The 20,619-nt window shown below is 56.4% G+C and carries 16 protein-coding genes and 1 pseudogene; 8 read left to right on the top strand and 9 right to left on the bottom strand.

Going from position 1 to position 20,619, the window contains the following annotated elements:
* Positions 1-422: 422 nt before the first annotated feature.
* From OMK73_RS30815 to OMK73_RS30805, 3 genes are all read right to left on the bottom strand, one after another.
* Positions 423-1,958, bottom strand: a complete 1,536-nt coding sequence (locus OMK73_RS30815) for an ammonium transporter (protein ID WP_267605357.1) — start codon at positions 1,956-1,958, stop codon at positions 423-425.
* 31 nt (positions 1,959-1,989) lie between these two features.
* Positions 1,990-2,328 carry a P-II family nitrogen regulator gene (locus tag OMK73_RS30810; protein ID WP_006159494.1) on the bottom strand — a complete coding sequence of 113 codons (339 nt, stop codon included), beginning with the start codon at positions 2,326-2,328 and terminating at the stop codon, positions 1,990-1,992.
* Between the two features lie 65 nt (positions 2,329-2,393).
* Positions 2,394-3,203, bottom strand: coding sequence for a TorF family putative porin (locus OMK73_RS30805; protein WP_267605355.1), 810 nt, complete (start codon positions 3,201-3,203; stop codon positions 2,394-2,396).
* 377 nt (positions 3,204-3,580) lie between these two features.
* Between OMK73_RS30805 and OMK73_RS30800 the strand changes: the two genes are divergently transcribed.
* The 5 genes and pseudogenes from OMK73_RS30800 to OMK73_RS30780 all read left to right on the top strand — a co-directional run bounded on the left by OMK73_RS30800 (position 3,581) and on the right by OMK73_RS30780 (position 11,492).
* Positions 3,581-3,844: an accessory factor UbiK family protein gene (locus tag OMK73_RS30800; RefSeq protein ID WP_043343307.1), complete on the top strand. Its 264-nt coding sequence runs from the start codon at positions 3,581-3,583 to the stop codon at positions 3,842-3,844.
* Between the two features lie 137 nt (positions 3,845-3,981).
* Positions 3,982-5,043 (top strand): annotated as a pseudogene (locus tag OMK73_RS30795) (YifB family Mg chelatase-like AAA ATPase); the annotation flags it as partial.
* Between the two features lie 802 nt (positions 5,044-5,845).
* Positions 5,846-7,291, top strand: a complete 1,446-nt coding sequence (locus OMK73_RS30790) for a site-specific integrase (RefSeq protein ID WP_267605354.1) — start codon at positions 5,846-5,848, stop codon at positions 7,289-7,291.
* Positions 7,292-7,691: 400 nt separating this feature from the next.
* A complete protein-coding gene (locus OMK73_RS30785; protein WP_267605352.1) occupies positions 7,692-10,775 on the top strand; it encodes a VPA1269 family protein in 3,084 nt (1,027 codons plus the stop codon).
* A 45-nt stretch (positions 10,776-10,820) separates the two neighbouring features.
* Positions 10,821-11,492: a hypothetical protein gene (locus OMK73_RS30780; RefSeq protein ID WP_267605350.1), complete on the top strand. Its 672-nt coding sequence runs from the start codon at positions 10,821-10,823 to the stop codon at positions 11,490-11,492.
* 22 nt (positions 11,493-11,514) lie between these two features.
* Here OMK73_RS30780 and OMK73_RS30775 read toward each other — a convergent pair whose 3' ends face one another.
* Genes OMK73_RS30775 through OMK73_RS30755 form a run of 5 tightly spaced genes read right to left on the bottom strand, consistent with a single transcriptional unit; the run spans position 11,515 to position 15,274 of the window.
* Positions 11,515-12,504, bottom strand: coding sequence for a DUF3732 domain-containing protein (locus OMK73_RS30775; RefSeq protein WP_267605349.1), 990 nt, complete (start codon positions 12,502-12,504; stop codon positions 11,515-11,517).
* Positions 12,498-13,526, bottom strand: a complete 1,029-nt coding sequence (locus tag OMK73_RS30770; protein WP_267605347.1) for a hypothetical protein — start codon at positions 13,524-13,526, stop codon at positions 12,498-12,500. Before OMK73_RS30770 ends, OMK73_RS30775 begins: the two co-directional genes overlap by 7 nt.
* Complete coding sequence (locus tag OMK73_RS30765; protein ID WP_267605346.1) at positions 13,513-14,004, bottom strand: three component ABC system middle component; 492 nt, start codon at positions 14,002-14,004, stop codon at positions 13,513-13,515. The genes OMK73_RS30770 and OMK73_RS30765 overlap by 14 nt, the downstream gene beginning before the upstream one ends.
* Positions 14,004-14,471 (bottom strand): ABC-three component system protein, encoded by a 468-nt coding sequence (locus OMK73_RS30760; RefSeq protein WP_324291834.1) that lies wholly within the window; start codon positions 14,469-14,471, stop codon positions 14,004-14,006. The genes OMK73_RS30765 and OMK73_RS30760 overlap by 1 nt, the downstream gene beginning before the upstream one ends.
* Positions 14,472-14,509: 38 nt before the next feature.
* Entirely contained in the window at positions 14,510-15,274 is a 765-nt protein-coding gene (locus OMK73_RS30755) for a hypothetical protein (protein WP_267605344.1), read from the bottom strand.
* 252 nt (positions 15,275-15,526) lie between these two features.
* Between OMK73_RS30755 and OMK73_RS30750 the strand changes: the two genes are divergently transcribed.
* A complete protein-coding gene (locus tag OMK73_RS30750) occupies positions 15,527-16,576 on the top strand; it encodes an IS30 family transposase (protein ID WP_267601047.1) in 1,050 nt (349 codons plus the stop codon).
* 793 nt (positions 16,577-17,369) lie between these two features.
* A complete protein-coding gene (locus OMK73_RS30745) occupies positions 17,370-18,005 on the top strand; it encodes a VIT1/CCC1 transporter family protein (protein ID WP_267605343.1) in 636 nt (211 codons plus the stop codon).
* A gap of 457 nt (positions 18,006-18,462) precedes the next feature.
* Here the strand turns inward: OMK73_RS30745 and OMK73_RS30740 are convergent, their stop codons facing one another.
* Entirely contained in the window at positions 18,463-19,518 is a 1,056-nt protein-coding gene (locus OMK73_RS30740; protein ID WP_267605342.1) for a DUF6035 family protein, read from the bottom strand.
* Positions 19,519-19,895: 377 nt separating this feature from the next.
* Between OMK73_RS30740 and OMK73_RS30735 the strand changes: the two genes are divergently transcribed.
* On the top strand, positions 19,896-20,555 hold the full coding sequence (locus tag OMK73_RS30735; protein WP_267605341.1) for a DNA-binding protein: 660 nt from the start codon (positions 19,896-19,898) through the stop codon (positions 20,553-20,555).
* The last annotated feature ends 64 nt before the right edge of the window (positions 20,556-20,619 follow it).

Below are 20,619 nucleotides of genomic sequence, written 5' to 3'. Positions count from 1 at the left end.
TGGCCTCTGCTGACTTCTGCACCGCCGTCCCGACGCCTCTCGACGTCGGTAGCACCGTGGCAGCGGTGCAGATCTCCCCGGGTATGACGCACCCACCTTCACGCTTATGCCTGTCGGATCTACGCCGCATCGTTCCGTGCAAGTATCGGGCTTTGGCAATTATGGCTACCTCACCCCGATACGACGCCTCATCCGCTTCCTGTTCGTCAGGCCAGCGCTTTGCCTCGGACTTCCTTCAGACTCCCAGTCGCCCGGGAAACCCTTGTCTCTGGCTAACACTTCCCCTTGCCGGGTGTGTAAGGGACTTGCACCCTCAAGTGAGTGCGCCCTGCCGGGCGCACCATGAAAAAGCCCGGCACAAGGCCGGGCGAAACTCCTGAGAGAAGATTCCCAATCAGCTCTCCAGCACAACACCTTTACGATCAGGCTTCGTATGCGGTCTCGCCGTGCGAGGTGATGTCCAGACCCTCGCGTTCTTCTTCTTCCGGCACCCGCAGGCCGATCAGCATATCCACCAGCTTGAAGGCCACGAAGGCCACCACACCCGACCACACGATGGTGGTGAGCACGCCTTGGAACTGGATCCACAACTGGCCCATGATCGAATAGTCGTCCGAGACCTTGTTGGCCACGTAGTCGTAGATCCCCGTGCCGCCCAGGCTCGGCGCGGCAAACACGCCGGTCAGGAGCGCACCCAGGATGCCGCCCACGCCGTGCACGCCGAAGACGTCCAGGGAGTCGTCCATGCCCAGCAGCTTCTTCAGGCCGGTCACGCCCCAGAGGCACAGCAGGCCAGCAGCGATGCCGATCACGATCGAGCCCATCGGGCCGACGAAACCGGCCGCCGGGGTGATGGCCACCAGGCCGGCAACCGCACCCGAAGCACCGCCCAGCATCGAGGGCTTGCCCTTGCTGATCCACTCGCCGAAGGTCCAGGACAGCACCGCGGCGCAGGTTGCCAGCAGGGTGTTGACGAAGGCCAGCGCGGCCGAACCGTTGGCTTCCAGCGCCGAGCCGGCGTTGAAGCCGAACCAGCCGAACCACAGCAGCGAGGCGCCGACCATGGTGAAGGTCAGGCTGTGCGGACGCAGGGCCTCACGGCCAAAGCCGATCCGCTTGCCGAACATGAAGGCCCCCACCAGGCCAGCCACGGCTGCGTTGATGTGCACCACCGTGCCGCCAGCGAAGTCGAGCGCGCCCTTCTGGAACAGCCAGCCGCCCTTGGCCGTGGCTGCCGTGCCGGCTGCCGCGTCGGTGTACAGGTCAGGACCAGGCCAGAACCAGACCATATGGGCCATCGGGATGTACGAGAAGGTGAACCACAGCACCACGAAGACCAGCACCGCCGAGAACTTGGCACGTTCGGCGAAAGCGCCGATGATCAGGCCGCAGGTAATGGCTGCGAAGGCGCACTGGAAGGCGAAGTAAGCCAGTTCCGGTATCACCACGCCCTTGGAGAAGGTGGCAGCCACGGCATCGGCGTTGAGCCCCTTCATGAAGAGCCGGTCGGTGCCGCCAAAGAAGGCGTTACCCTCGGTGAAGGCAAAGCTGTAGCCGTAGACGGCCCACAGCAGCGACACCAGCGAGAAGATCACCAGGCATTGCATCAGCACCGACAACATGTTCTTCGAGCGGACCAGGCCGCCGTAGAACAGTGCCAGGCCGGGCAGCGTCATCAGGATCACGAAGGCCGTGGAGACCAGCAGCCAGGCGGTATCGCCCTTGTTGGGCACGGGTGCGGGCGCGGCAGCGGGAGCTGCAGCAGGAGCAGCAGCGGCAGGCGCCGCTGCCGCGGGAGCGGCGGCAGCCGGGGCCGGTGCCGCGGCGGCGGCCGGTGCCGAGGCTTCGGCTGCGGGCTTGTCCTGCGCCACAGCGTGGGTGGACATGCCGATGCCGGCCGTGCCCAGGGCCAGCGCCATGGCGCCGGTTGTCAGGATGCGCTTGAACCAGGATTTCATTGTGATTAACCTCTTGTCGTTGGGCTGTGCGTCACAGCGCGTCGCCGCCGGTCTCGCCGGTGCGGATGCGGATGACCTGCTCGATGGGGGCGACAAAGATCTTGCCGTCGCCAATCTTGCCGGTTCGCGCCGATTTCTCGATCGCCTCGATGGCCCGGTCGACCACGTCGTCCGGGACGGCCACTTCGATCTTCACCTTGGGCAGGAAATCCACGATGTATTCCGCGCCCCGGTACAGCTCGGTGTGGCCCTTCTGGCGGCCGAAGCCCTTGACTTCAGTCACGGTGATGCCGGACACGCCCACGTCCGAGAGCGCTTCGCGCACCTCGTCGAGCTTGAACGGCTTGATGACGGCGATGATCAGTTTCATCCGATTTCTCCTCTGTGCGGGACGGCCCGGCCTCGCGTCCGGCGCCCGCTCGACCTGATGCGTGTTTAGAAAGTCTTTGTGATGGAAGCCCAGGCGGTAGCCTTGCCCACGTAGCGGCCATACGAGTTGGTGTAGGCCGACTTGTGCGCATTGGTGTCGATATAAGCAATCGCCAGCGCGAAGCCTTTGCCCAGGTCCTTGGTCAGCCCGAGCTTCCAGTCCGTGTACGAGGCGCTGTTCACGTGCTTGACGTTCTGGTAGCCGACGTGGGCATTGAGCGTCAGGTCCCAGAAGTTCAGCGGCACATTGGCCGACAGGTCGGCGTAGTAGCTGTACTTGCTGTCGGCGAAGCCGAACAGGTTGGTCAGCGCCTGCGAATATTTGAAAAACACCGGGCCAGCGCCGGCGCCGACATACAGTTCCGTGGTGTACGGGCGCGTGAAGCCGTTCGGGTAATCGCCCGGGTAGTAGTACTGCAGCACGCCTGCGTCATAGTTCCACTCCAGGCCAGCCAGCGTCACCGTGTTCTTGAAGCCACCGTAGAAGTCCATCTCGATCGGCGCCGAGACTTTCGGATTGCTGTCGCCGAGCCAGCTGATGCTCGAATTCCAGTTACCCACGTAGAAACCGCTCGAATGCGAGTAGTCGAACCCGCCCTGGATGGCCGGGCGGCGATTGGTCTGCATCAAGCCGCGATAGCGATACTCACTGGCCACGGTCACGTTGGCGGTGAAGGTGTGCGGCGAGGCCTCGGCGGCGGCAGCGGCGTCGGTAGGTGCACCGCCCTCCTGCGCACTGCTTTGGGCGAAGACGGCGGGGGCGAGCCCGCAAAGCACAACTGCACTGGCGCTGACTGCAAGGGCCAACTTCTTCATGGGTTTATTCTCCTTTTCCTCTGGCTCGGTACTCGTGTGTTTGAAAGTAGTTTGTAGAACGAGGCTCCTGTCACCATTACTGCAACTGCCGTGCCAGGTTGGGACCGAGGCGTGAGAGCGTCATTTTGTGCGCAAAAAGGCATCAAAATGGACGAGACCGACGGTCTCCCAGCGAACTTACTGACGTTAAAAGGTGTTACCAGCCCGCGCTGGCGCTTTCCCGGGGACGCTTGAAGCGTGATAATCGGTCCATGCCGGCGGCAAGTGCCGTGCACGCACCGCGTTTGTCCGCACCCCGTTTCGGTGCACCGCGATGCAGCATGCCGAATCCCGCCCACCCAGTTATCGCACCAAGGCGGTGCAAAAGGAGAACCAGTATGAAACCCACCGATCTCTTCAACGATTTCCAGGCCAAGATCAGCGAAGCCCTGCGCAATTCGCCGGCCAAGGACATCGAGAAAAACGTCCGCAGCATGATGACGCAGGGGTTTTCCAAGCTCGACCTGGTCACCCGCGAGGAATTCGACGTCCAATCGCAGGTGCTGGCACGCACCCGCGCGCGCCTGGAAGAACTGGAAGCCCGCGTGCAGGCGCTGGAAAGCCGCTCCGCAGGCGGGTCCGACACGCCTGTTTCGGGCTGAAGCCCTTGCAGCGTCCCGTGCTTGTCAGAGGGGTCCTGTGGATCCGATGACCCTCGACGCACCCCCGACCGCCAGAATGGCCGCCGTACTCCGGCGGCCATTTTCGTTAACACTTCCTTGATGCATTTCGGAGTGAAATGAGCCTCGCCCTCCTGCGCAGCCGGGCGCTGACCGGCCTCGAGGCGCCACTGGTATCGGTCGAGGTGCACCTGGCCAACGGCTTGCCCGTCTTCAACATCGTCGGCCTGGCAGATACCGAGGTGCGCGAGAGCCGCGAGCGGGTGCGCGCGGCGATCCTCAACAGCGGCCTGGAGTTTCCCAGCCGGCGGATCACGGTAAACCTGGCGCCTGCCGACCTGCCCAAGGAGTCCGGGCGCTTTGACCTGCCGATCGCGCTGGGCATCCTCGCCGCGAGCGGGCAGGTCCCGATGGACGGCCTGGGCGCCAGCGAGTTCGCCGGCGAGCTGTCCCTGTCCGGCGAACTGCGTCCGGTACGCGGGGCGCTGGCCATAGCCATGGGCCTGGGGCGTGACAACGCGGCGCGGCAAGCCGCTGGCGAAGGCCCGGCGCGCAGCTTCGTGGTGGCAGCGGAAAACGCGCCCGAGGCGGCCCTGATCGACGGCGTGACGGTATATGCGGCGCGCTCCCTGCTGGAAGTCTGTGCTCACCTTGGCCCGCTGCCGGAGGATCGGCTGGCGCGTGCGGAGCCGCTCGTGGAGATCGCCGGGGGCGACCCGGCCGGCCGGGACATGCGTGAGGTACGGGAACAGGCGCAAGCGCGCCGCGCCATGGAGATCGCGGCGGCAGGGCAACATTCGGCCCTGCTGGTCGGGCCGCCCGGCACCGGCAAGTCCATGCTGGCGCAGCGTTTTCCCGGCCTGCTGCCGCCCATGACGCTGGACGAAGCGCTGGAATCCGCCGCGGTGCAGAGCCTGACCACCAACGGCTTTCATCCCGCCCGATGGCGCGAGCGTCCCTACCGGTCGCCACACCACACCGCGTCGGCGGCGGCGCTGGTGGGCGGCGGGAGCAATCCTCGCCCCGGCGAGATCTCGCTGGCGCACCAGGGCGTGTTGTTCCTGGATGAACTACCGGAATTCGACCGCCGGGTACTCGAGGTCCTGCGCGAACCGCTCGAATCCGGCCGCGTCACCATCTCGCGCGCCACGCGCCAGGCCGACTTCCCCGCCCGCTTCCAGTTTGAGGGTCTCCGCCCCCACATTTAGCCATTCAAACATACAGCCGCCGCATAGATAAATGGATTGAGGAGAGCCAACTAAGAATGAATATCAATGGCTAGTCATTCAAACGAAGCCCAAACCGCCATTTATGTTACCCATGCATCACCCAAAAGACTCCTTACCTGACGCGCCCTCGCCCGTTCCTCCAACTTGGCCCACCACGAGTCAGCTTCAACGGCCTGCATCCGCGTCGGGCTTTACTCAGCGGAAGTAACGGCGATATGGCATCCGTAGGATGCTGCCAACTGTCGTGCTTCCGCCAAACACCGGCTCAACGCACTGCACTTCATCTGGCTAATTCCATAACCAGCCCGGGATGGCAACGCCGCACTCCCTCAGCAGCCTCTCCCAAGCCGCCCTCGCGACAGCCGTCCCGCCTAGCCAGTGTCACTTGTGCATTGATGACGAGGCCATATCGGCACTCAGTCAGGACGCACCCCATCCGGTAGAGGACCACATCCTCCTCGTTGTATTCGCGAGGCTCAAGAGCCTCTTGAGCAACAGCGAACAACACCGAACCGACACTGCAAGTGTCATATAAAAAAATTTCCCACGCAAAAACAAACACTTAACTCAACAATCGTCATTTTAAATAATGGATTTTTAAACCACGTAAAAAACAGCAACAGTCATTATATCAATACCCACGATTCCGTTATCAAAGGAATTTATTTTAGATGAAAAACTGATAAAAATATTCAACACCATAATATCGAATATATATCCTAGAGTTCACCTCCAACAACCTGGAGGAGATGACATGCAAAGTTTCGCGCCGCGCCCGCTAAGGCCATGGAAAATTGTCCATCACCCCATCCGCGAAGCGGGAGTCGCTGTGCGGCTAACACCGGTTCTGTATGTGGGACCTGGTCTATGCGCGAAGCGTGCCACAGCATATTCCGAGCACCTCTCCGCCACAGGCCTTGAAGACGCCACGATAAAGAAAAAATTACAAGTTATCGGGCGGCTGTATGGTTTTTGGATAGTTCGGGACGACCACGGCATCCCTCTCCCTAGGAGCGCGCGTCAGCTACTAATTTTATTCGGGATGGCTCGCATCCGTAGTACTTACGAAGCCGACAAACACATCGATGAACTCGGCCTCTATTGGCCCGCGGTGCGCTTCGCCAAAGTCTGTACCGAAATACGGATACTCACAGAATACGGTTCATTTCTCCATCTAAACTATGGTGCCGATGAAATAAACCCGGTAATTCATCCACTAGACGCTACAGACAGAAATCTCACAAGCTTCGCACGGTCCGATACTGGAAAAGGTGACATCCTTGCACACCTATCGAAGTACCGCCATCCTAAACAACAGCGCTACTATGAACCGGTAAAAAAACGGGACAAGAGAAAGCGCGGAATACCCAAATATATTTATCCCAGCGACATGGTCGAACTTGTTGACAACGGATGCATCTGCCCACGCGACAAGATGATTGTCTTGCTTATGGGGTACGCCATGCTGCGCGCATCCGAAGTTCTCCATCTATTCCTTAGTGACGTCGCTGACGTCCTTCCCAGCGGAGCCGCAAAAGTTCTACTCGGCCATCCTGGCGACGAAATGGTTAGCTGGGCTAGTTCAACAGGATTGAAGGAAGCGACAAGGCGCGAGTATTTGCGCACCCAGTTTAGACGCGCACCGCGCAATGAAATTGGAATTGGCCATCCGGAGTATGCCGGTTGGAAAGGCATGACTTTCCAATCCGACGACCCCGAGGAGCGTTACGCCATATGGATTGAAGAAGAGATAGTTGGCCGTTACTTCCGCCATCTACTACTCGAATATCTCAGCGAGCATAAGGGGCTGCTTTGCAGCGGAGCGATAAGTCATCCCTACTTATTCTTCAATACAGACAGACGCAAATCCGGGGATGGATATGGCGAGCCCCTTAAGAACTCGGCCTTCGAGAAGCTATTCATGCGTGCTGCGAAAAGGATAGATTTACCGGCACACCGTCATATGTGCCGCCATCATGGCGGCTTCTATATGGCCAACGTCGCGAAATTGCCCATTGAGCTGGCACAGAAGGCATTGAGGCATGGCAGCCCCGAATCAACCACCGTTTACTACTTAACCCATCCAACCACCGTCAGGGCCGAATTGCAACGACGCCTTGAACCAGGCGCGACCCACGAGAATTATCTCGACGGATTATCGATGAGACCAAACTTTCCCAGTCGTTGGAGAAGTGCGTGAACAATCCAAATTCCCCACGTTAATGCGTCAGCTGGTAACGCAAGATACCTCTCATCTCCTCCTGCACAGAGGCATTGGGACCCAGCGCACGACCGTCTGCAATGTCTCGAACGCGCACTTTGTATTGCGACGAACGGTTACAAAATCAGAGTGGCGCCAATTATTGACCGATTTCTCCTTCTGCCTTTTTGACCTCTGCAATACATCCCTTTCAGATACCACTAAAGAAAAAAGTAATTCGCGCCTTCCAATACGACGAAAGCGAAAACAGTCAATTTTCCTATCTCAACTCGGCGTGGGCGCTTCCCCGTCTCATAGGCTCGCTAAGCCCAGCATCACCCGGCTATGCCGGTGTACTGAGCGCTATCAAAAAATTATCAATTTCGGAACAGCGCGAACTATGGCAAAAAATCAAGCCAGCCAGTCTGTCGGAGTGGCGCATAGCTGCCAAAAAAGGCTTTTCAGCCTTGGCATCGGAATCGACGTAGAGCCTCTGTTGGAAATGGAGCCCAGAGATTGCGTGGATGCCCTACTATCCGCCCTCTCCTATCCCACTCAGCACATTCGAAGCGGCGACGATAGGCCCAATTGGATACTCAATGAAGGCTTCAAAAACAACGTCCTCCAAATAATAGTTTTTTTGCATCACAAAGACATCTTACTTGCCTCTTTCCGAACATATTCCACAATTCGTAAAGCGAACTCAACGTCAAACGGCGCCGGCAGAAATGTCGGAAGCTTAGTGAGTGCGCTTGAGAAACTAGGGCGGCATTATAATATGCCATCCTACACGCTATTTAAGCGTATCGCAGAACATAGCGACAAAAGTGATATTGAAGGAAGAATTAATGTTGCCTGGTTTATTCTCAGTACGAATATAGATGATATCGGAGACCTGTCCGCCGAACTCTTACAGCACCTTGTTGATGCACGACTCGGCCCTCAATCCTACATCAAACTTATGTGGCGGGCGTTCCGAGCGACTAGCGAATATGCATCGCTTGCAAACGAACTGCCATATCCAAAGGGAGCAAGTAAAAGCGCTGACCCAGAAGCGCGCTGTCGCTCGTTGCGTTGGATGCTTGAAGATTATCCGCAGCTAGAAGTTTGGATTAGACTAGGCCAGCGTTTTCTAGATGCCCTATATATCCAAAATAATGCCAGTCGTGTCTATGACTTGCAAAAGTGGATTTACTACCTCGCTCAACTGGGGGAACGCGCGCCGTTACTGCCAAAAAATGTTGTTCGCAAGGAACATATCTCGCCGCTCGCGGGCGAGCAGAAGAGCAACAATACGTATCGAGAGTACCTTGACGCCCTGAAGATTACCACTGGCCCAACCAAAGACCGCCCCTTATCCAATGTAGGGAAATCCGACTGCATGCGGACATTGAAAAGTCTTCTTGACTTTCATTGCCAAGAGAATGCCGTCGCGCGAGAAGAGGGGAGCACTTCGGAAGCCGACCTCTTGCTAGTCAATCCAATAACCGATATGGACTGCAAATGGAGGAACCCAACGCGTTACAAAACGAAAAGAAAAGCGCTCGATGAGGTAGTGCTTGACGAATTGCAGTCTATATTACTCAGTAAGGATAACGACGGAAATCCGACGTTTGATTGGGTACGCAGCCATCCATCCTTGAGCAGTGACTGGGTTGAGGTGGACTCCACGCCGCACGTCTCGTGGCCCTGGAAGATGGCTCGTGAAGGACGGACTATCCTCTGGCAGCCAAGTAGAGTAATCGCCGTCTATCTGCTCCTAGAAATCCCGTTGCGAATGCATCAGGTCCGCTGGCTCGACAGTGGAGTAGGAGATGGGTTTCTCTTCGACCATAGTTCCCCCAACCCCCAACAGAGCAATACCAAATTCGCGGAGCAAGATAGAGCATTCGGAATCTTCCAGCCTGACGATACTTTCTTGCCCGAACAAACTGCTCAGATTGGCCTTCACATAACAACAAATAAGGCGGGACCGCTTGACTCTCCCGAGGACGTGCACTTCCACATTCCATGGCCACGAAAAGAAGTCTATGAAATTCTATCCATACAGCGCGACTGGGCATTTCTCCTAGCTGAGACAATTTTCACGCGAAAAATCACCATTAGCGATGACGATATAGCGGTACACAAGAACGTAGTGGAATTCCTCGATAGCTATTTCCCCCTGTTTCGCGATTTCGACTCAAAGGAGGGCTCTCTCCCGATTTCGCGAAGAAAGATTGAAACACTGTGGCTTCTTCTCTGCACAGAGGGCGAAAAACGGCTCAATGAAAAAGGGATAAACATCAAGCTCGTCACGCCGGCCAACAGAAAGGAGGGTGGCCTAAGATGCACTTATGATTGCCACAGCCTTCGTGTTAGCGGCATCACCAACCTGAGAGTCCGGGGGATTCCGATTGACATTATCTCAAGCTTAATAGGACATTCGACGATAGCGATAACCGAGTTGTACAACAAGACACCAAACTGGCGCGTACGCGAAGAAATACAAAAGGCGTTTGCGCGCTCATTAACGGACAAGGATAGAGACCAGATTGAGGCCCTTGTTCGAAAGGCAGAGGACGGGACACCGCTCTCCCTTGACGAACTAAGGCGACTGCTTGGGCCGAAACAAGCGAATCAAATGCTACTTGGCAAATCGACCACATCCGACTTTGTCATCGGGGCATCCTCGTCTTGGCGGTGGTTTGGAGATGGAATTTGTCCGGGCGCCTCTTGCGACGAAGGTGGAATTGATGGTACGCCGGTTCTAGGTGGAGCTCGTCGCTGTGGTAACTGTAGATTTTTCCTCACGGGTACCGCATTTACCTACCAACAGGCTCACTCTTGCAATGTCTTGATGAGCGAAATTATTGAGCTGTCCAGCGACCTCCTTAGTTCCCGAGAGCGGAAGCGGAAGGCCACGCTTGGGAAACGGGAATACGAAGATGCTGCCGTAATGGTTGGCGAAATTGAGCGCAAGCTTGATGAAGTTGTTGGAGATTGGTGGGGACGACTACTCCTGATGCAGGCAACATTGAATGCAAGCAATCAATCCGACGGGGAATCGAGAAATATATTGATTACCAAAGCCGACCATGAAAGTCTCTCCATGGTAATTACGAAGACATCAAAATTTCAGCTTCTTGCGCAGATTTCCAAATCAACTGAGATTCTGCAGCTGAATCCCGCGTCCTCCGTGCCAACACTGCAATTCCGCGACATGATAAATGCCCTAAGTTCAAAACTAGGAGCAGAGCCATTTATCTTCGGACGATTTGATGAAGATTCTTTGGCAAAAACAAATACCGTTGCCCAAGCGCTTTACGAACTCATCTCAGCCGACATGACTGAGGCCGACGGCGCCGATGTATTTGCAAAGATGGAGGCGCTTACAAATTCTCCCGACGTCGTCGCATCACCGAAACTCCAGGCAAGCGTGCGTCGAGTATTTCAACTGATTAAATCGAAGCCACAACTGAAATCACTGAATTTTAACGCGTAGGCGCCTGGTCCCCTTATATTAGAGACTAACTAATAAAGCAACCTTATGTCAGAGGCAGACAAGCTCTACCGCTTAACACAAGCATCAAACGCCGATGTCCGACTCAAACGGTCACTAACCAATATCAAGGCAATCTGTGATGAGATAGCCTCAACTGCTAGGGAGCAAGCGCGCGCGGGTATGAGATTTCGTGTCTGCCCGATTTCGATAACCGTTGTAGGCGAGGCATGCAAAGCGAAATTTGGAACGCCAACGGCCGACTCTATCAGGCACAATCGCTCCAAGGAACCGCTTAAGGCGAAATATATTGAGCTCAGGGCGAAAGAACTCGTACTTCCGGGTTCTACCTATAAGGCGACGAAACTAACAGACCAGATTGAGCAACCCGGCCTGCGCGCCTACGTTCTCAGCCTTGAGAACGAAATAAGATGGCTTGGACGTATGCTGGATGGGCTCAATGCTAAGTTTCGTAAGCTCGCACCAATGCCTATCACAGACGTCCTTAACGATAGCCCTCAGATGGCAGAGCCCCCAGAAGAAGGCGATAATTCCGCATCTTTCAAGCACTTAAGAGAAGCCATTGAACGGCTAACCGACCCGACCCACTTGGAAAAATTCGAGCTGAGTTATATGGATGAAACGGTCTTTGACGGAAATACCGGGGAGGAACTACTAGAGAAGCGACACGTTGAAGCACTTCTTAAACTCCTCAAGTAGATGCCCAGCTGCGACAATTGAATCAATGCCAATCGTTTGGAATCAGACCCGCGTTGTCGTCCTTCCACTCCGCTACTTCGTGCATGTGTGAAACCTCGCCCCAGATTGACCTGTCGGCGTGTTCGAGAACGATTATTTGAAATCGAAATTTTGCCCTCTCGATACCCCGAGACAGCACACGGAAGATGCGCTTCGTATCTGAAATGTCACCATCACGTTTTCCGCGCAGCCGTTCAGCTTGTTTCTCCTTGCCATCCAGCAGGTTCTTCCCTGAGAGAGTGCTAGGGAAATACACCTGACTTGGTTGGTCAATCGTTAGGAAGCTGAAGACCGGGCCATCCATCTGTGCGTCATAGGTAAAATATTCATGGAGCGCGAGGAACGTCGCGAGGTGATATCCCATCCAGTTCGCCCCGCTACCAATCTCCCACAGGTATTCCTTTCGGCCCTGCTCCTTCCGAAAGAAGCTTAAGGTCAACTCTGTCTTGTCGAGACCAATAGCCCCCTCTGGTTTAAGATTGAAGTTCCTCGAATATCCGTGAATGAGCCGACTGATAACGTTGTTCACATGTAGCTCACGTGACTCGCGCCCCGCAACCTGGAAGTAGGCCTCCAGCTCATTCAGGGCTGCCCTGAGGGCTTCCAATCGTTCGGCGAGCTCGTCCGCACCGTCCAAGGTCGAAAGTGCCATCAACAGAGCCTGCAACCTACCGAGCAACACAAACGCCCTAGCAAGTGAATCCTTCGGAGAAGAGTCCTTATACTCCAATTGAGCACGCCTTAGGCGGGCGTCTTGCAGTCGCCCTTCCGCCTCAAACAACTTGCCTCGAAGGTCTTCAAGCTGGCGGTCGACAATGGGACCTTCTATGAGCGCATCCGATAGTCGACTCACACGGTTCAGCTCTTTCGCAAGCCGGTCCACCACCACGTGTGTATGGCTCGTTCTTGAACCGCACACCACGCAAGCGTCATCGCTGACCAAACTGCGCTGAAGCCATTCAAGGTTCACCACCCTTGCCTTCTCAGTACGAACTGCTTGCGCAAGCCCCTCGCTCTACCTGAGAGGCGTTCGTAGTCGCGAAGCTCTCTGCTCAGGTCATCCACGCCCTTCTGCTCTTTTTCCTCAAGCTCCGTCGCCTCTCTAAACAATTGATTGGTATATCCGTACTGTGGAGTTTGCAACCGCTGGAAGAGCTGGCCAGAATGGAACGCTTCGTTCAGGGCTTTGAGAGATTCTACGCGTGAAGCGGTAGTGGCACCTGCCAGCTCTTGCGCCATGCCCAGTTCCACAGCCCCATTCCAAATGCCTCGCACATCCGCCTCCCAGGAGGCGAACGCCCGTCGTCGCACTTCCTGCTCATTCATCAACGCATCAATGGCCTTTTGCGTGCGTGCTTTCTCACGCTCTTTCATCAAATACTCGGCACCGACGATGCCCAAAGCGTAAGGCAGAACCTTCTTCAGTTTCTCCTTGTGCTTATATGAGTCGGATTTGTAAAATAGGATATTTGGATTCGCGACGATGTGCTGCGGAAGAAAGTTGAAAGCGGCTAAATCGCGGTACGACGGTCTGTTCTCCGCGGCTTCCCCCTGCTGAGACTCGTCCCCCAGAGAGATGTTGGTAACGCGTGCAATGCGGTTGAAAGCGTCCTTGAATTGAGCGAGGTTGTGCGTGGCCCCAATGGTTCCCGGAAAGGGAGCATCCGCGCTCGCCCGCATGGAAATATGGCACTCGCCGCTTCCAGCTCCATTATTCGGAGTTCGCCGAGCAACCATTATCCAAGTGTCGCGAATCCGTATCTGTAGACCGAACCACCCAGCCTTCTCACGAATCGTACCCACTGGTATGGCACACCTGCTCGCGCCAAGGCAATAGTCAATGATGGCAATGACTGATGATTTCCCTGTCCGGCTTCGACCGTGAATGACATTAACCTTGTCTTCCACAAAATGAAGCGTGCGAATTTCATTGTTCGAATTGCGCGGCCAGATGATGAGGTCGGAAATAAAAATTTCATTGTCAGAAGACGCCAAAAAGTGCGAAGAGCTCCGCTCCGGAGAAATCCTTAAACCAGTTCGCCAACCTTGTGGACGTGGCCAGCATCTCAGTCGGTATCGCGGTTGGTTTGCTCTTTTTTGGCCACTGGGAATGTGCGAACACAAAGACAGCCTCATCGTTCGACAGTTGACGCCTGGCCAGAAGACCGGTCGCGCACGCCAGATTCAAGCCCTGACAGGAAACAGCTGCATAGGCCGAAATCCGGTCTTCAAGCTGTTCGAGTATGCGCGGCTCGTCGGAGAGCACAGCATGGAGTGGGGTCGACGAAAATCGCCCTGAGATGCTTCGACGACTTGGCCCATGCCAGACAAGCGGGAGAACGAGCAGCAGCTTGTCGAGGGAAGGGAATCTCGTATACGCGCACAGCGTCTGATACTCTTTGACGAAGTTTGCGAGAACAAAACATGCCAGCGCGCTGTTGTGAATCAATGAGCGGTCAGTGTAGCCAGCCATCAGGATGCTCCCCCTTCTCCAGAGGCATCTTCCTCGCCAAATGAAGGATGCCAATAGACAAAGCATGGTTCCAGCGGTTTGTTCGCCAACGAATGGTAATGCCCTTGGGTAAAATACAAGTGATTTGTTGGGTACCCGCCCAGGGGCGCTTTGTAGTCTGCACTTAGCGTCTTCGCCAGCACAAGTTGCCCCCTCGCCTCAGGGCTGCAACCGGGCTGACTCATCAGTTCGAGCTCGGCGTTGAACTGGCATACTTTCCAACGCTGGTGGAGCTCGTCCTCCCTAGAAGACCAATCCTTTGTGTTCACGCCCTCCTCCTCCAAGCGAACACGCTCGCAGTAAAACGCCCAGAAATTGTCAAGATGCATATCAACAAACCTGGGTGGGAGTCCAAGGCGACTCAGTTGGGTCAAGAAGAAATGGTCTCTGCCATCGGCTTTGACGTAGTCCCTAAAATTCGTGGACATCATGTCGCGGTCAAGATATTTATCCAGGGACCGCCTCATCACTTCCTCGCGCAACTTGTCCCTGAACTCCTGGGGGAGAACCAAGCCGTCTTTTGATTTCGCCATGCCGACTGGCATTTATCAACCGCCGCGCCGAGAATGCTTTGGTAAATGGCAACCCCTTGGTCAGCTATCCCAGAGTGCAGCTGAAATAGCTGAATCGTGGCCTCGCGCGGAGCCACTCCGGAACCGGCGCCACCCTCGTGCAAGAGGAAAAGGTTACGTATCAGATAAGCGATGTCATCGTCGGCGTACCGCGCAACAATAGAGGCGTCCGCTTTTGCCTTCGCCTTTGCGTCCTTGCTGAGACGAATGGCATGCTGGCGGACCAGTTCCACACACTGCGTCACCTCCTTTGGAGCCATCGCCAACGCAAGTCTCTGAACTAGTGCAGCAGCCGGTACTGTGGCGTTAGTGACCATGCAAAATGCGACTTCCTGGTATTCGGCCCTTAACTTGTCTACGTGACTAAGCCAAATGCGCAGCGTGTGCCAGAGCTTTCTGCTGCTGTCCTGAAAAGGATGGCCGTCCGACTGGACAGTGTTCGCATCTTGCTCAAGCGTCGCTTGCACAGCGCCATCATGCTGAAGAGATAGCTCCGCGACGTCATCAAGCGTTTCTATCCCAACCCGTATGTTAGCTTGGTGACTTGAAAAGAGTCGGAAAAGCGCTCGCTCGAATTGAAAAGTGAATGCAACAATTGTAGCTTTGGCGTTTGTATCGACTGGTTCTTCTATTTTCGACTTGCTGTCACTATTATTCATGCCTGTCCCCGATGGGAACGCAGTGGGCTCCATAAAACACCACGCTGTCTACTGCTTGCAAATTTACAGCGTAGTATCTCCAAACGACAATTGATGCCTCCCGTCCGGGAGTATTCGATAGCAACTTGGCGCAGCCAGCTGATTCTCGAAGCGCCGGGATTCTACCTTCGGAATCGAAGGGAGCATCTCGAGGTTGAGGCGCGGCGGCCTCAAATCTGAAGTGCTACACCTTGCTTCGGGTAAGGTGCTCAGATGCAAAGCAGAACTTCGTACCAACAACTTCAGCCTGAGGAGCGCATGACGATTGCGAGCATGAGCCAGAGCGGTTCGAGTGTGCGGGCCATGGCCCGCACACTCGGGCGCTCGGCGGGCACCGTCAGCCGTGAACTGAGGCGAAACAGCTGTGCGCTGCGTGGCTACGCGAGCCTGCCGGCGCAGGCCATGAGGCAGGCGCGGCGGGTTCAGGCGCGCCCGGTAGCGAAGCTCGATCCGCAACACGCTCGGTGGGGCGCGGTGCTGACTTTGTTGGATTGGAAGTGGTCGCCGCAACAGATCGCCGGTATCCTTAAGCGAGTGTGGCCCGAGGACCCCAGCATGCATGTATCTCACGAGACGATCTACACGGCCATTTACGCGCAGCCCAGGGGCGAGTTGCGCCGCCAGCTCATCGCCTGCCTGCGCCATGGCCGCAGCACACGCATGCCACGCAAGCGCGGGGTTGATCGACGCGGGCAGATTCCTGAGATGGTCAGCATCCATGTGCGCCCGCCCGAGGTCGAGGACCGCGTCATGCCGGGCCACTGGGAGGGTGACTTCATCAAGGGCGCGGGCAACAAGTCTTCGGTGGGCGTGCTGGTCGAACGCAGCAGTCGTCTGGTGCTGTTGGCCAAGATGGATGACGCTACTGCGGCCTCGGCGCTGGCCGGCTTTTCTGCCAAGCTCAATTCGATTGCTGAGCCGCTGCGCCAGAGCCTGACGTACGACCAGGGAAAGGAGATGACGCGCCACAGTGAGCTCAGCGCCAACACTGGCGTCAAGGTGTACTTCTGCGATCCGCACAGCCCCTGGCAGCGCGGCACTTGTGAGAACACCAATGGGCTGCTGCGCCAGTACCTGCCCAAGGGCACCGACTTGTCCGTGCACACACAAGAAGAACTCGACGCAATTGCCGACAGCTTGAACAAACGACCTCGTGCTACGCACGCGTTCCACTCCCCACTGGAGGTGTTCGCTCGTATGCTCAAACAAGTTTCTCACCCCCAACTTCAATTCACTGACGCGGGTGTTGCACTTGGGACTTGAAACCGCCCGCTCAAAAAGCTAACGACGCACGTCTTCGTGCCCCAATCATCACATGGCGATATTACAACTGGTTGAGCATAATAACAATCGAAAATTCGGAGGGTTAGCGGGGGGCCGGAAAGTTAATACTCGTAGGTACTGGGTCCGTTCCGGCGTCGCGTTGCTACTAAATAAGCGCGGGGCGGAAGGCGTTAAACCTCCACTGAATCCTACGCTTACACCTGATTTCATCCCCACGGGCCTCCAGGGGCCGGCCGGCCAACCCAAGAGCCAGCGAGCAACTCGCTTCCTGCTGCGTTCCCAGCATTCGGCGGGATTGGGGAGTCCGTAACCACGCTCTAGCATCCCGATTTCATTCCGGGTGGCCACGACTAAGCTTGGCTTCAAGCTTTTCCTTCTCTGCCAGCAATTGCTTGTAGGTAGCCATCTCATTTCCTTCACGTTGATATCGGAGCCCTCGTACCTGAGGTCGATATATATCGCGACTTTCAGTCAATAGCGGTGACGAAGCTTCGCATCTGACCGCCGAGCCGCCGCCTCGCTCTTATAGCCCCCTCCCCAGAAGGGGAAATACGCGTGTACGTCGATACCATGAGTGCGCAGATGGCTGACGGACGGTGCTGCGCTAGACGAATGACATACACTATCTTGGCAGCGCCACCGGACAAACAGGCGGCTCTGGGCGTCCACCGCCATGGGGATGGCGCGTCAACATGTCTAATGTTGAGGACATACGGCTAGACTACATAGGGAACAACATCGTCTCGAAACCATCGGCTGGTTGCGTGCTGCGGTGCTCGGAGCCAATGATGGCATCGTATCGACTGCAAGTCTCGTTATCGGCGTAGCGTCGGCACATACTGCTCATGGAAGTATTGTGCTCACTGCCGTGGCCGGGTTGGTGGCTGGGGCCATGTCGATGGCAACAGGGGAATACGTATCTGTCTCTTCGCAGGCAGATACTGAAGAGGCAGCATTGATTAAAGAGCAGGCCGAACTCGATGCCGACTTTCCGCGCGAGCAACGAGAATTGACTGCAATTTATATGCGTCGTGGCCTGGATTTGTCGCTTGCTAAGCAGGTTGCCGAAAAGCTGATGGCCCACGACGCGCTTGGCACCCATGCACGCGATGAGCTAGGCATCTCGAAAGTGACCTCCGCCAAGCCGTTGCAAGCAGCGTTGGCTTCTGCCTGCAGCTTTTCGGTGGGCGCCGCCCTGCCGGCTGCAGTTGCCGCACTAGCTCCCGAATCAGCCTTGATTCCAGCCATAGTCATCTCTGCCTTGGCATCACTTGCCTTCTTGGGCGGTCTGGCCGCAAAAACGGGGAGTGCGAAAGTCGGCGCTGGCGTTATCCGCGTGGTCTTCTGGAGCGCATTGGCAATGGGCGTGTCGTCAGGTGTTGGCACGTTGTTTGGCGCCGTTGTCTGAGGCGCCGCAATCGGACAGATGTCCCCGTCGGGTTCACGCAATCCGCGTACGCAGCTCCGGAAATAAAAGCGGAAATGCTTCGTTGAAGTCCCGCTTCAGCGCCAGCAACCGGCTATGCCTCCGCGCCTCAAACATCAGGGAATTTGCACTTGCGATGGTTCCAACCTGGCCGTATCCGAGTTCACCGTGCCTGTGATATACGTAAGCAGCGTGTCGGAAGACATGGTAGTAGGACTCCGCGCGACGGAAGATTTGGTCCTCAACTTGACACAGGTTTTTCGCCTGAAGCCCTGTTGGCCGCCCTCTCTTCAACGAAAGAATCCCGCTAATGACCGTTCGCAAGTCCTCCCGACCTTCGAGAGTCTGAGGTGCCGAAGGGCAGACGGAACTCAGAAGGCGAGTTACGAACTCGTAAGCGACATCCTGCGAGAGTCGCATCTCAAAGTAGTCACACTTGTCAGCCGCGACCCACGCCCGTTCCAAGCTCCTGCGGCAGGATTTCGCAATCCTCCTGCATGCGCAGCTCTCCCACAATCTGCCTTTTCCACGTTTCACGCGCGCCGTCAAGGCGTTGGCGGTGTGCCGGCGGCAGTTGACGGTCTTGAAACGCGTTCGATATTTGATGCCGAATAGCATGGGCGGCGGCAGACACTTCGGCCCGCGCCTTTAGAAAGGCTGCCTCGACGTCGAAGTAAAACGCGCGCTGCCTTGGGAAGTCCATAGTCAGCTCGGATAGGGTCACCAATTTCTTGTGCCAGGCAAACGTGAGCGTCGTGCCATCGGCACGGGGCTCGCGCCACCGACACCACAGTTTCATCTCACCCTCTCGCTGCGAGGCTGAGGCGCTCTCCTTATCGACAGAAAAAATGTTCGAGTTATTGTTATAGAACACATCTCGCTCGCCAAACCTCAACGCCTCCTCGGTTGCGACGAAATCTCTGAATATCCAGAACAAGAGCGCCCCCTCCCGAAGGTAGAACTGCCGTCGTGCCGCAATCACCGGGATGAATGTCGAGGACAGTTGTATCTCGAAGACAAGAGTCTTGCCTCGCCAACTTCCACGGACATCCGGCTTCCGCCATATGGCTCTGTCGCGCCAGCTAGTCATCCTGGCATCCTCGACTACGCTATCGCCGGTAACGTTCTCGTCGGCCCGCAAACTATCGGATATCCATGCCTTCATCTGTCGGTGAGCTTCAGACTCTTTGGCTCCGTTGTACTTCAGCGCCTGCCACTGCTCTTCAGGCAGGTTGATGCCTGAACGGAAGGGGCATTCAGCCCCTGGATTCTTTGGGTGTGCGAAATGGTAGATACGCTCCACAGAGCCGCGGATATAGAGTGGCTCCAAGCAGTACGGGCAAGCGTAGCGGCCTTTACCAGTCGCCAGCCGAGCGACCTCGTCCGCTAAACGTTGTACATGATTCGCCTCAGCATCACCGCCGAGCAGCTTGTCCGCGTCAATGTAAACCTGTGTCTCAGTGTCCAGGACTTGGTCAATCGTGCGTGTCGCCATGCAGACTCCGGCTTATATACAAGGCGTTAAGGATTCCCCTGGGGCCGGTTCGCCCTTTCCATGTGACCGTACCAAGGTCCCATCCCGACGCCCGAATTCGTCAGCGCCAAGTTCACCTTGCCACGCCAATCCCTTCCTGTAATCGCCCCCACTTCCAGTTGTACAGCAGCCCGAAGGGCAGTGATTCGGGCTTCTCCCATTGCCTCGCACGATGACGCAGTCTCGGCTTTCCCTAGTATAAGCGGCCTCTGCTGCACCCAGAACCGCACTCCCCTCTAATGGGTGGGGCCTAAAGGCAAAATGACCTAGGAGAATGCTTGCGAATACCGTATCGTATTTCTATAGTTCGGATACGGTACGGTAACCGAGAACAGACCATGAGCAAAACGCTGGTCACATATGACCTGGTGAAGCAGAAGGCCGAGGACCTACTGGCTTTCGGTATCTCTCCGACGCAGAAGCAAATACGAGCAGCGCTCGGCTCCATAGGGTCCATGGAGACAATCAACAGGCACCTCAGACAGTTCTGGGCTGAGCGTCAAGGGGAGGACTGGGAGTTCAGCATCAGCCGGGAGTTTGCCGCCGCTATCCAGGCCGAGTTCACACGCGTGGCCACGACCAGCTCTTCGGAGTTAGCCGGACGTGTTCGCGAAACCGAACTTGAGTTGGAAGAAGCGTCGACAAGACTGGCCTTCGCCACCGATACCCTGGAAAGGCAAAGCCGCGAGTTACAGGAAGCACGCCAGCAAGTGCGCGGTGCCGAAGCCGCTGTCGAACAGCTACGTGAATCAGAGCAGCACCTTCGCACCGAACTTCAGGCCTGCCGTGACAGGCTAACCGACGCAAGAGAGCAAGTTCAGCGTCTGTCATCTGCAGAGGCCATCGCAAAGCGTCTCGAAGATGAAGTCAAGGAGGCGCGAGGCATGCTGCAAGCTGCGCAGTCGCAAGTTACTCGGCTTCTCGATGAGAACAAAGAACTGCGAGTACAGCCGGAGGCCGGCCGGCGCCGGGCCAAGGAGGTTCGCAGCACCAGCTGAAATTATGAATCGCGACACCTGCAGAGAGGCTTATGCCACTGCGGGGGGCATCCCATTCCAACTG

Origin of the sequence: Cupriavidus sp. D39 (assembly GCF_026627925.1) — a bacterium.
Classification (GTDB): Bacteria; Pseudomonadota; Gammaproteobacteria; order Burkholderiales; family Burkholderiaceae; genus Cupriavidus; species Cupriavidus ulmosensis.
This window is presented reverse-complemented; position numbering and strand designations above follow the sequence as displayed.